This is a genomic window from Azoarcus taiwanensis (assembly GCF_012910885.1).
GTDB lineage: Bacteria > Pseudomonadota > Gammaproteobacteria > Burkholderiales > Rhodocyclaceae > Azoarcus_F > Azoarcus_F taiwanensis.
Genome location: NZ_WTVM01000045.1, coordinates 1 through 12,000, shown reverse-complemented (window position 1 = coordinate 12,000; position 12,000 = coordinate 1). Strand labels below are relative to the sequence as shown.

The following is a 12,000-nucleotide window of genomic DNA, read 5'->3' as shown; positions in this document are numbered from 1 at the left end:
GGGTGGGTCAGCCTGGGACCATCGAAACGCGCTGGCTCAGCATTGCTTGCGAACCGCTCAAGGGCTGATACCCTCCTTACACCTGAGTTTCCCGGAGATCGCTCTCATGCTCATCGACATCAGCCCCACGATCCATCCGGATCTGCCGGTCTGGCCCGGTGATCGCCCGGTCGGCTTCGAGCGCACCTGGAGCATCGGCCCGGATTGCCCGGTCAACGTCTCGGCGATCAGCATGTCCACTCATACCGGATCGCATGTGGATGCGCCATTTCATTTTGACGCCAAAGGGCAGGGCATCGACGAGGTGCCGCTGGACACCTACATCGGGGCGTGCCGGGTGATTAATGTCGTCGGCGCTCGCGGACTGATCCAACCCGAGCAGGTCGAGGAAAGGCTTAAGGATTGTCCGCCGCGCGTGCTTTTCCGGACCTATGCGAATGCCCCGACCGACCGCTGGGACAGCGACTTTTGCGCGATTTCGCCGGAAACGGTGGAACTGCTCGCCGCCAGCGGCGTGCGCCTGGTCGGGCTGGACACGCCCTCGCTCGACCCGGAAACCTCCAAGACCATGGATGCCCATCTGGCGGTGTGCCGGCATGGCATGGTGATTCTCGAGGGCCTGGTGCTGGATGCGGTCGAGGAGGGCGACTACGAACTGGTGGCGCTACCGCTGAAACTCGCCGGGCTGGACGCCTCGCCGGTGCGCGCCATTCTCAGAAGCTTGAAACAGGAATGAACATGAGCACAGCAACAATCGACAGGCAGGCACTGCTCGCACGCGATGCGACCGATCCGCTGCGCGATTTCCGCGCGCGTTTTGCCCTGCCCGAAGGGGTGATCTACCTGGACGGCAACTCGCTCGGCGCACGTCCGCGTGCGGTGTCCGAGCGCCTGCGTCAGGCGGTCGAGCATGAATGGGGCAAGGACCTCATCCGCAGCTGGAACACCGCCGGCTGGATAGACCTGCCGCAACGCGTGGGCGACAAGATCGGCACCCTGATCGGTGCGCGGGCGGGCGAGACCGTCCTCGCGGATTCGACCTCGGTGAATCTCTTCAAGGTGCTGGCCGCCGCTGTCGGGCTGCGGCCGGGGCGGCGCCGCATCGTCTCCCAGCGCGACAACTTTCCCACCGATCTCTACATGGCGCAGGGGCTGGCCGCGTTTCTCGGCCAGGGCCACGAGCTGGTGCTGTTGCCGGACGAGCCGGATGCCGAGACCGTGGTTGCCGCGCTCGACGACGACACCGCGGTGCTGATGCTGACCCATGTGAACTACCGCACGGGCCGCATTCACGACATGCACCGCCTCACCGAAGCCGCCCACGCCGCCGGTGCGCTAGTGATCTGGGATCTGGCGCACTCGGCTGGCGCGCTGCCGGTGGATCTCAACGCCGCGGGTGCGGATTTCGCTGTGGGCTGCGGCTACAAGTATCTCAACGGCGGGCCCGGTGCGCCGGCTTTCGTCTGGGTGGCCGGCCAGCACCAGGCCGGTTTCGCCCAACCGCTGTCGGGCTGGATGGGGCATGCGGCGCCGTTTGCCTTCGATGCCGACTACCGGCCGGCCGAGGGCATTGCGCGCTATCTGTGCGGCACGCCGCCGGTGCTGGGTGCGACCGCGCTGGAATGCGGCGTCGATCTCATGCTCGACGCCGACATGAGCGTGATCCGCGAGAAATCGGTTGCACTGACGAGTCTCTTCATCGAGCTGGTCGAAGCCTCGTGCCCCGGGCTCGAGCTGGCCAGTCCGCGCGAAGCTGCGATGCGCGGCTCGCAGGTCAGCTTCCGCCATGGGCACGGCTATGCGCTGATGCAGGCCTTGATCGCGCGGGGCGTGATCGGTGATTTCCGCGCGCCGGATATCGTGCGTTTCGGTTTTACGCCCTTGTACACGAGCTACTGCGATGTCTGGGACGCAGTGCAGATCATCGCAGGGCTTATTGAGACCGGCGAATGGGATCAGCCGCAGTTTCACGCCAGGGCGGCAGTCACCTGAAGAGTGGTCGAGCGCTCTGGACCGGCTGCTCGACAAACGAAGGACTGGCCGCTATAAAGGCCCGGCAGTCGGCGAGTCGTGTACTTCTCCCCGACGATGAACAATCGAATGAGTACGAACAATCTGGACGATCGGATCATGAAGCACGAAACCTCTGCACAAGAAGTGCTCGAACCCGTTGACGATGGCGCCGCTGCCCATTTGCCGGGCAGTAGCATCCCCGACGTAAGCCTGATCTCCACCGATGGTGAAGCGGTATCGCTGTCTGCGATAGAGGGCCGCTGGGTGCTGTACATCTACCCGAGGACGGGACGTCCGGGTGTGCCATCGCTCGAAGGCTGGGACATGATTCCGGGCGCGCGTGGATGCACGCCGCAGTCCTGCAGTTTCCGAGACCATCATGCCGAGCTGCGTGCGCTCGGTGCCAAGGTATTCGGGCTCAGTGCGCAATCACCGGAAGAGCAGTGCGAGGCGCGTGAGAGACTGAAGCTACCGTATCAGCTGCTTAGCGACGATGGGTTGAAGCTCAAGGAAGCGCTTGGGCTGCCGACCTTCGTCGCGGCCGGCCTGGAGCTCTACAAGCGGATGTCGATGGTCATCGAGGACGGTCGGATCGTGAAGGTCTTCTATCCGGTGCACCCGCCGGAGAAGGATGCAGAGACGGTCGTCGGGTGGTTGAGCGGGCGGGCCTGACTGCCGGCCCGCAGAGCATTACGCCGCCGAAGAGTAGCGTCGTGCTGGTGAATCGGTACGGGTCTTGCGATACGCTGACAACACCCCGTGCATGTTGAAAAACAGCCAACCGAATTCGATGACGATCGCGGCGCCCGCCAGCCTCGTGAGCCAGTCGTTGCCGAGTAAGACCGCCATGAGCAGGATCACGAGCGCCACGGTGTGGATGCGCAGCTGGTTCCGTGTTCCGTCTTCCGGCTGCAGCTGCCGCACGTTGGGCGCTTTGATGCCCGACTGGGTCAAGTGCAGCCAGGCAAGAAAGGGCACGATTTTGTAGAGCATCGCCTCGATCACGCTGACGAAGCCACCGTAAATGATCAGAACCCCAGCCAGAATGCGCAGCATCGGTGCGTCGCTCACAAGCGTTGACAGCAGGCAGACAAGTCCTGCGATCAAGCTCCAGATGCCGAGGCGAAACAGCCTGTAGCTGGCGTCCGGGTGGCTACGACGCGTCTTTCCGATCACCACCAACGTGGTAAAGAGAAACAGCGCAGTGAGTGCCACGATGAGGCCGAGCAGAATCAGCGAAAGGATTTTCCACTCGAGAAGAACCGAAATGCTCCACAGGGTCAGCGCACCGGTGCAAGAGAGCGCCCAGAATCTGATCATCGCTCGCGGGTAGGACGGTGTGATCTGAAACATCGGTACGACGATCCAGCTCGTCGCGGCAAGGAGCAGGCCGGCTCCGCCAAGTAGCGCCCAGCCCAGATGCAGTTGCAGCATGGAGAACATCGGCAACGGAAGGCCTTGCGCGCGCGTGAGCGCGAGCGAAAGACCGAGCAGTGCGGCTACGCCCAGGCCGATCAGTGCCAATCTGACGTCGCGCTGACTCCCGGTGCCACTGCCGACCTTCGATAGTCCGATCATTGCGCTCAGCAGAAAAACCGAAAGTGCCATCCCCAGAAGCGCGGCGGCGACAGTCAGGATGGGCGGACTCATTTTGTAGAGACCGGTGGCGAGTGCAACCGTGCCACCGACCAGCAACAGATGGACTGCCAGGGCAATCCGGCCTGCCATTGGGATGGCCGCGCCGCATACGACAGGCAGAATCTGGAACAGCGCGCCGACCATCACCATTACCATGAACCCGAGCGTGGCGAGGTGAGTGAGCGCCAAGGCGCCCGGCGTCCACCGCGACACCAACACGTCGGGTGAAATCAGAAGCAATAGACCGGCGAGCATGCCGAAGAACGGCGCCGTCAGAAAGTAACGCAACGGCGCCGAAATCGGCGGCGTCGCGTCGTAACCGAGGGCAGCGCCGGCGGGCATCATGGTGCGGTGATCTCGATTTCGACCACACCATCCTCGCGTATGGTCTCGTTGTGACGATAGCCGTCCCGGTCAAGGACGCGGAACAGCGGCCAGGGCATGCGATCGAGCAGAAGCTTGATGGAATCGCCGGACTCCAGGTCTGCGATGCCCTCCATCACCAGTTCGAAGGGCTTCGGCGGCTCGAGACCGCGTCCGTCGATGGTTTTCACGCCCCAGCCTCCGCCAGCCGCTTGGCAAGGGTCCCGGCAGTCTCCGCCGCATCGGAAATGCGCGTATCGCACATCGGATAGAGGATGTTCTCTTCCTTCATGTTGTGCTGTTGCATCATGATCAGCAGTGTTTCGGATTCACCCGAATAGGCGTCGGCATCCTGGCGGGCAATGGCCGCGCGCATCTCTTCGACCTGAGCGCGCAGATCCTGATGTTCCATCCGCATCATCGCCGTGGGGCCGCTCGTCATGCCGGTCGCTTCTTCGAAGCGCGGGAACAACATGCCCTCTTCGAGGCCGAAGTGTTCCTCAAGCGCGGTGGCGAAGCGTTCAAATGCTTGCTCGGTCCGCGTCCAGTCACCGTCCAGACAGGCATTCTCGGCTTCCGCGAAGTATTCGTCGCAATGTCGGTGGTCCTGTGTCATTACCCCGGTGATATCGGTCATTTTCCGTCTCCTCTGATATGCGGACATATTCTTCCGAGCATGGCGCACCGTCGCCTTGATGTTCATCAACAGGTCGAAGCACTCGAGTCCGGCGAGTGGCGAGGTTAGAATCTCGCATCTCGCTACCTATTCCGGAGTCTGCATGTTGCATGGCGAACGCCCCAATGCGTGGGTGTCGATTTTTCTTCCGTTTGCGCTCGGCTACTATCTTTCTTACCTGCTGCGCACTGTCAATGCGGTGATCTCCCCAGATCTCACCAGCGATCTCGGGCTGTCGGCGGCGGATCTCGGGCTCCTGACCAGTGCTTACTTTCTGACGTTCGGCGCGGTGCAGATCCCCCTCGGTATCGCACTCGACCGCTATGGTCCGAAGCGCGTCGAAGGTGCGCTCCTGCTGCTTGCCGCGATCGGTGCCGCCGCGTTTGCGATGGGCGATTCGCTCGGCCAGCTCGGCCTGGCACGCGGTCTTATCGGTCTGGGCGTGTCGGCCTGCCTGATGGCCGGTCTGAAAGGCTTTGCAATGTGGTATCCACCCGAGCGCCAGAGCTCGATGACCGGCTACATCATGGCTGCGGGCGCGATGGGCGCGCTCACGGCCAGTGCGCCGGTCGAAGCCCTGCTGCCGATTCTTGGCTGGCGTGGCATCTTCTGGGTGATTGCTGTGGTCGCGGCCGCTATCTCGCTCTTCATCTTTGTGTCGCTGCCCAACGACTCGCGCCATGATGGCAAGGAAACCATCGCCCAGGCGTTCCGCTCGGTCGGACACATCTTCGCCGCACCGGCCTTTCTGCGTTTCGCCGGCTCGGCGATGTTCTTTACCGGTGGTTTCATGGCCCTGCAGAGTCTGTGGGCCATCCCCTGGCTGATGAACGTGAATGGCATGTCGCTGACGCGGGCGGCAAGCTACCTGATGGTGCTCAACATCGGCATGCTCGCGGGGCAGCTTTCCATCGGCATGCTCGGCACCCGGCTCAACCGGCGCGGCGTGACCCCGCTCAACCTCATCCAGGTGGGCTTCAGCATGATGCTTGCGGTGCAGATCTGCATCCTCATGCAATGGGGACCGGTGATGGTGATGTGGTTCCTGCTCGGCGTGCTGTCGTCGGTCAATGCACAGGCCTACATCGCCTGCGCCTCGAGCTTCCAGAAAGAGGCCTTTGGCCGGGTCAGCACGGCGATCAACCTGATGGCCTTTCTCGGCGCGTTCGTCGTGCAGTGGGGTCTCGGTCTGATTCTCGACCTTCTGCAGGGGTGGGACTGGACCATGGTCGGTTCGCTGAAGGCCGCCTTCGTGATGCTCCTTGGGCTGCAGGCGGTCACGCTGGTGCCGCTACTCGTCAAGGCACGACGTCGCGTCAGCTAGCAGTCTGTCGGACTTGAGACTGATCTGCTGGTAAGGCCATTCAGACAAACTGGCCTGCGGCGTGCCCGGACGCCCAGGCCCACTGGAAGTTGAAGCCGCCCAGGTGTCCGGTGACGTCCATGACCTCACCGATGAAGAAAAGCCCAGGACAGTTGCGCGCCTCCATGGTCTTGGAGGACAAGGCGTCGGTATCGACGCCGCCGAGGGTCACCTCGGCCTTGGCGTAACCCTGGGTGCCGGACGGCGCGATCCGCCAGTCACTCAGTGCGGTGGCGACCGCTTCGAGCTCAGTCGGCGACATCTGGCGCACCGGCTTGTCCCATCCGTGCAGCGTGCACCAGGCGTGGGCGAAACGCCTTGGCAGGCGCTCGGCGAGCAGGTTGGCGAGCAGGGCGCGCTCACCGCGCTTTTGCTGCAACCATTCGAGCGCGTCCAGTCCGGGCAGCAGATCGATGCTGACCGGTGCCAAGTCGCGTTTCTCGTAGGCTTGTGCCTGCCAGTAGCTGCTGATCTGCAGAATCACCGGACCCGACAGACCGCGGTGCGTAATCAGCATGGCTTCGCGAAAGCGCGCGCCATTGCATGACGCCGCGACATCGAGCGAAGCGCCCGATAAAGGCTGGAGTTCGGCCAGTGTCTCCGGTGGCAGTGTGAGCGGCACCAGTGCCGGTCGGGGGGCAACGATAGGCAAACCGAATTGCTCGGCGATGCGATAGCCAAATGGCGTGGCACCAATCTTGGGAATCGACAAGCCGCCGGTGGCGATCACCAGACTCGTGCAATCGATGCTGCCGCGCGAACTGTCGACACGGTATCGGCCATGCTCGGTCCTGACCGCGGCGATCGCGCGCACCTCGGCTGGCATCATCCATTCGACGCCCCCGTAATCGCATTCAGTACGCAGCATCTGAATGATGTCCTGCGCTGATTCGTCACAGAAGAGCTGTCCGTGATCACGCTCGTGGTACGAGATGCCGTGGCGCTCGACAAGGTCGATGAAGTCCTGTGGTGTGTAGCGCGCCAGTGCCGAGCGCACGAAGTGCGGATTGCGGCACAGAAAGTTGTCGGGCGTGATCTTGCGATTGGTGAAGTTGCAGCGACCCCCGCCGGAGATCCGAATCTTCTCGGCGAGTTTCTCGGCGTGATCGACGAGCAACACGCTGCGCCCGCGCTGGCCGGCGACTGCAGCACACATCATGCCGGCTGCGCCGGCCCCGATCACGATGACGTCGTAGAAATCCCGCAACTCTCGTAACTCCATTCAAACAGGGGGCGAGCATACCTCAACGCGTGTCGATGAACCGCGCCGGCCGGGGCTTGTCTCACCGGTCGAAGATCAACGGAGAACAACAATGGCGATGAGACTCAGCGAACAACAACGCGAAGCGGCACTGGCGCAACTCGACGGATGGTCGCGCATGGTGGGCCGGGATGCGATTTCAGCCAGTTTTCGATTCACCGACTTCAACCAGGCTTTCGGCTTCATGTCGCGCGTGGCCCTGATGGCCGAGAAGCTTGACCATCATCCGGAGTGGTCGAACGTCTACAACCGGGTTGAGATCGTCCTCACCACGCATGACGCTGGTGGGCTGACCGACAAGGATATCGAGCTCGCGCGTTTTATCAGCCGGATCGCACCGGACGGATCAATGGCGGCGCTCTGAGCGGACGCGACGGCGTCCGGGCCCAGTCTGACCCCGGGATACGCACCCCGGGGTTTGGTTGGAGCTCGCAGACTCATGCGCCCAGTTTGACGTTGCTGTTCTGGCTCGGACGACCAACGTGGTAACCCTGAGCATAGTCGATGCCCAGTTGGCGAACCATTTCGAGCACCTCTTCCGACTCTACGTACTCCGCAATGACCTGAATATTGAGCGCGCGGGCGAGCTCGTTGATCGAACGCACGAAGATGCGGTCGCGTTCGCTGTGCAGCATGTTCGCAATGAAGTCGCCCTCGATCTTCAGGAAATCGAAGGGGAAGCGCCGCAGGTAATGGAAGGACGAGAATCCGGAGCCGAAATCGTCGATCGCCAACCCGAAACCCTCGGATTTGAGTTCCACGAAGAACTGTTCGAGTAGGGACAGGTTCTTGACCGTATCGCGCTCGGTAATCTCGAAGACGATGCGGTTCGGGGGGATCTTCGACTGGTGAACGATGGTGCGCAGGGTACGGATGAACTCCGACAACACCAGCGCCCGCGGCGAAAGGTTGAAGAACACGTGGCCTTCGAAGCCGCTGCGGTGCACGCTTTCGAGCGCTGCCTCGATCACCAATGCGTCGAGGCGATGGATGATGCCCATCTTCTCGGCCACTTCGATGAACTGGTCGGCTCGCATGATCTCGCCGTTGATCTCGATGCGCGACAAGACTTCCACCGCGCCGGGCCCCTCGCCATTGACCGCGACGATGGGCTGGAAGAATGGGATCACCCGACGCTCGTTGACCGCGTTCATGACCGCGACACTCATGTCGGAGATGCTGCGGAATGTTTCCATTACATCGGTCTCGGTCGGGAGAGCGACGCGCTCCTTGCCCTCGGCCTTGGCCTTGTACATGAGGGTGTCGGCGAACAGGAACATATCCTTCGGTTCGGTCGCGTGGTCCGGATAGACCGCCATGCCGATCGACACCGACGCGCTGGCCTTGCCTTGCTCGCCCACATCCACCACGACCTCGCGCGCAGCCTCGAGGACCCGACGGGCCACCGTATAGCCCTGTTCCAGATCGGATTCGGGTAGCAGCGCAACGAACTCGTCGCCCCCGTAGCGGGCGAAGATGTCGCCGCCGCGCAAGGCCGACTGGATGGCGCGAGCGAAGTTCTGCAGGAACTTGTCGCCAACCGCATGACCGAAGTGGTCGTTGATGAGCTTGAAGTTGTCCAGGTCGATCATCAACAGCGTGCACTTGGTGTTGTGGCGGTTGCAGCGGTTCAACTCGTAGCCAAGCAACTCCCAGAACACACGCTGGTTGTAGAGGTCGGTAAGCGGGTCGCGGGTCGCGTAGTACTCGAGGTCGCGTGTGTATTTGTGAATCGCCTTGATCGAGCCGACCACGTTGAGCAGCGTCGACAAGATGCTCTCGAGCACGAGTTGCTGTGTCGGTTCGCGCAAGGTATCGGAGTGCACCCCGATGCCGACGATGCTGCCGATCTTCGGTTTGTCGACGAAGAAGGACTTGATCTGCAGCGCAAGCGCGTCGTCGTCCGGCATCGACAGCGGCTCGTCGGCTTCGGGGAAATGATGGTGCACATGCAGCTCGACGCCGACGTCGAATCGTTCATCCCGATGCAGAATCTCGAGTACCGATTTCTCGATCTGGTTGCGTGCGGCCATGCCCGGCTTTCGATACCAGAACACCTCGATGTCGAACAGCTCGTCGTCGATCTGGAAAACCGAGAACAGGATCGGCGCATGCAGCACCGTGTTGATATCCTGCAGCAGCTGGCCGACGTACTCTCGCCAGTCGCGAATCACTTCCGAGGTGATCACGAATTTCTCGAGCAGACCGACCTCGAACATCAAGATGTCCTTGTCCACCGCGATGGTGCGCAAGCGCTGGGCGAGCGCGGTCACCGCCTTCTGGACGCGGTCGAACTCGTCAAAACCCGGGGTATAACGAGCGAGCGCGAGCTGGCGCAGGTCCGATAGCCGTGCGATCGAGGCGAGATTGCTCTCGACTTCCGAAACGCTCCGGGTGATTCTGCGCTCTACCCACCAGATGGCACCAAAGGCCAGCAAGAGGCCGATCAGCCCCCCCTTGATCGCATTGCTCTGAAAGGCCAGGCGGGCGTCCTGCAGTGCATCGTCAAAAGGGTGGACGATTTCCAGTACGCCGAGCACGTCACCAATGCTGGCATTGCGGTGACACACCAGGCAGTTTTCCTCGGCGATCAGCGGCTTTGTCGTGCGAACCCGGCCAGCCACAAGATCGTCGTGCCGCTCGGCGGTCTCCATCACGATGCGCACGTTCGGCCCGAACGCGGGTTGCTCGATCGGGCCGTACCGCGCTTCCACCACTGGCGTGCGATAGAGCTCGACCGCAAGCCCTTCTTGAGTTGAGGTCTTGCGCAGCGTTGCGAGAAAATGTTCGGCTTCTTCCCGTGTCCAGCCACGACTCATGATCTCGTACATGGACGAGAAGGTCAGGCGGGCGATGTCGTCGGATTGCTGACGCACCTGTTCGCGCAGGATGTTCTCGAAGCTCTGGCTGTTGGAGATCCAGCTTCCGATGAAGAACACCGCGCCGACTGCAGCCGACGCACCGAAGATGAAGGAACGGAGTTTCATTCGCGGTTGTAATAGCCCTTTAGTTATACGGGTGAACCCGTACGCGACGCGAATGATACAGACGTGAACCCACGTTGGCAGTGCGGTAAATCAAAAAAACCGGTCCCTTCGGGAGGAAGGGAGCCGGTTCCGTGACTTATTTATCGGTTCGGCTTCTATCGGACGCCGATTCCGAAGTCGATTCAGCGTTCGAAGCAGTTCATGCCGTGGCCAGTGCCTGGTCGAGATCGGCGATCAGGTCGTCGACATGCTCGATGCCGATCGACAGACGGATCATCTCTTCCGACACTCCGGCCTTCGCCATTTCATCGGGACCGAGCTGACGGTGAGTGGTCGAGGCCGGGTGGCAGGCCAGCGTCTTGCAGTCGCCGATGTTCACCAGGCGGGTGACCAGCTTGAGCGCATCCTGGAAGCGAGCACCGGCTGCGCTGCCGCCCTTGACGCCAAAGTTCAGGATGCCCGACGCGCGGCCGCCCATGTACTTCTGCACCAGTGCATGGTCCTTGTGGTCTGGCAGGCCGGCGTAGTTCACCCACTCGACCTTGGCGTGCCCCTTGAGGAATTCGGCGATCTTCACCGAGTTCTCGCAGATGCGGTCCATGCGCAGCGCCAGCGTTTCGATGCCCTGCAGGATCAGGAAGGCGTTGAACGGCGAGATGGCAGCACCCATGTTGCGCAGCGGCACCACGCGGGCACGCCCGATGTAGGCTGCCGGGCCGAGTGCTTCGGTATAAACGACGCCGTGGTAGGAGACGTCCGGCTCGTTCAGGCGGCGGAACTTCTCCTTGTGTTCGGCCCACGGGAACTTGCCGGAGTCGACGATGATCCCGCCAATGGAGTTGCCGTGGCCGCCGAGGTATTTGGTCAGCGCGTGCACCACGATGTCGGCGCCGTGCTCGATCGGCCGGCACAGGTAGGGCGAAGGCACGGTGTTGTCGACGATCAGCGGTACGCCGTTGCGGTGGGCGATCTCGGCCAGGCGCTCGAAGTCGGTGACGTTGCCCAGCGGGTTGCCGACCGACTCGCAGAACACAGCCTTGGTGCGGGCGTCGATCAGTTTCTCGAACGAGTCCGGGTCGCTGTAGTCGGCAAAGCGCACGTCGATGCCGTATTGCGGCAGGGTGTGGGCAAAGAGGTTGTAGGTGCCGCCGTACAGCGTGCTCGAGGTGACGATGTTGTCACCGGCTTCCGCGATGGTCTGGAATGCGGAGCTGATCGCCGCCATGCCCGAGGCCAGCGCCAGGCTGGCGATACCGCCTTCCATTGCCGCGACCCGCTTCTCCAGCACGTCCTGGGTCGGGTTCATGATGCGGGTGTAGATATTGCCCTGCACCTTGAGGTCGAACAGATCCGCCCCGTGCTGGGTGTCGTCGAAGGCGAAGGAGGTGGTCTGGTAGATCGGCACCGCGACCGCCTTGGTGGTCGGATCGGGTTCGTAACCGGCATGTACCGCGAGCGTTTCGAGTTTCATGGTGATGATGTCCCCTGGTTGTTCGTGCGGCGAGTATAACGACGCGACTCGTCATAAAGAAATAACTGACGCGGTACCATACCGGGACGGGACGGAAATCGAGCGGGGATCAGAACGCATGACGAAGAAGGCCAGGCGGGTTGCCTTGCTGTCGCAAAAGGGCGGGGCGGGCAAGACCACGATGACCATGCAGCTCGCAGCGGAGCTTGCGCGACGCGGCTACAAGGT

Annotated in this window: 12 protein-coding genes; 6 read left to right on the top strand and 6 right to left on the bottom strand. The window is 62.2% G+C overall.

What is annotated here, in order from left to right; translation table 11 throughout:
- Positions 1-106 precede the first annotated feature (106 nt).
- From kynB to GPA21_RS09265, 3 genes are all read left to right on the top strand, one after another.
- The gene (gene kynB, locus GPA21_RS09275; protein WP_168987920.1) at positions 107-736 is read left to right on the top strand and encodes an arylformamidase; all 630 of its coding nucleotides are present in this window, start codon (positions 107-109) and stop codon (positions 734-736) included.
- Between the two features lie 2 nt (positions 737-738).
- A complete protein-coding gene (gene kynU, locus GPA21_RS09270; RefSeq protein WP_168987919.1) occupies positions 739-1,992 on the top strand; it encodes a kynureninase in 1,254 nt (417 codons plus the stop codon).
- Positions 1,993-2,100: 108 nt separating this feature from the next.
- Positions 2,101-2,685: a peroxiredoxin gene (locus tag GPA21_RS09265; protein WP_246261852.1), complete on the top strand. Its 585-nt coding sequence runs from the start codon at positions 2,101-2,103 to the stop codon at positions 2,683-2,685.
- Between the two features lie 18 nt (positions 2,686-2,703).
- Here the strand turns inward: GPA21_RS09265 and GPA21_RS09260 are convergent, their stop codons facing one another.
- The 3 genes from GPA21_RS09260 to GPA21_RS09250 are packed head-to-tail and all read right to left on the bottom strand — an operon-like array spanning position 2,704 to position 4,717.
- Positions 2,704-3,996: a hypothetical protein gene (locus GPA21_RS09260; RefSeq protein ID WP_168987918.1), complete on the bottom strand. Its 1,293-nt coding sequence runs from the start codon at positions 3,994-3,996 to the stop codon at positions 2,704-2,706.
- A complete protein-coding gene (locus GPA21_RS09255; protein WP_168987917.1) occupies positions 3,993-4,205 on the bottom strand; it encodes a DUF2249 domain-containing protein in 213 nt (70 codons plus the stop codon). Before GPA21_RS09255 ends, GPA21_RS09260 begins: the two co-directional genes overlap by 4 nt.
- Positions 4,202-4,717, bottom strand: coding sequence for a hemerythrin domain-containing protein (locus tag GPA21_RS09250; protein ID WP_339379871.1), 516 nt, complete (start codon positions 4,715-4,717; stop codon positions 4,202-4,204). Before GPA21_RS09250 ends, GPA21_RS09255 begins: the two co-directional genes overlap by 4 nt.
- Before the next feature lie 76 nt (positions 4,718-4,793).
- Here GPA21_RS09250 and GPA21_RS09245 point away from each other — a divergent pair, with 76 nt between their 5' ends.
- Complete coding sequence (locus GPA21_RS09245) at positions 4,794-6,014, top strand: MFS transporter (RefSeq protein WP_168987916.1); 1,221 nt, start codon at positions 4,794-4,796, stop codon at positions 6,012-6,014.
- 40 nt (positions 6,015-6,054) lie between these two features.
- Here GPA21_RS09245 and GPA21_RS09240 read toward each other — a convergent pair whose 3' ends face one another.
- Positions 6,055-7,212, bottom strand: a complete 1,158-nt coding sequence (locus GPA21_RS09240; RefSeq protein WP_246261855.1) for a BaiN/RdsA family NAD(P)/FAD-dependent oxidoreductase — start codon at positions 7,210-7,212, stop codon at positions 6,055-6,057.
- 61 nt (positions 7,213-7,273) lie between these two features.
- Between GPA21_RS09240 and GPA21_RS09235 the strand changes: the two genes are divergently transcribed.
- Positions 7,274-7,678 (top strand): 4a-hydroxytetrahydrobiopterin dehydratase, encoded by a 405-nt coding sequence (locus GPA21_RS09235; protein ID WP_339379872.1) that lies wholly within the window; start codon positions 7,274-7,276, stop codon positions 7,676-7,678.
- A 73-nt stretch (positions 7,679-7,751) separates the two neighbouring features.
- Here the strand turns inward: GPA21_RS09235 and GPA21_RS09230 are convergent, their stop codons facing one another.
- Both GPA21_RS09230 and GPA21_RS09225 read right to left on the bottom strand, forming a co-directional pair.
- Positions 7,752-10,301: a putative bifunctional diguanylate cyclase/phosphodiesterase gene (locus tag GPA21_RS09230; protein WP_168987913.1), complete on the bottom strand. Its 2,550-nt coding sequence runs from the start codon at positions 10,299-10,301 to the stop codon at positions 7,752-7,754.
- Between the two features lie 199 nt (positions 10,302-10,500).
- The gene (locus tag GPA21_RS09225; RefSeq protein ID WP_168987912.1) at positions 10,501-11,772 is read right to left on the bottom strand and encodes an O-acetylhomoserine aminocarboxypropyltransferase/cysteine synthase family protein; all 1,272 of its coding nucleotides are present in this window, start codon (positions 11,770-11,772) and stop codon (positions 10,501-10,503) included.
- Here GPA21_RS09225 and GPA21_RS21255 point away from each other — a divergent pair.
- A partial coding sequence (locus GPA21_RS21255) for a nucleotide-binding protein (RefSeq protein ID WP_339379870.1) occupies positions 11,771-12,000 on the top strand: 230 nt, incomplete at its 3' end. The genes GPA21_RS09225 and GPA21_RS21255 overlap by 2 nt on opposite strands.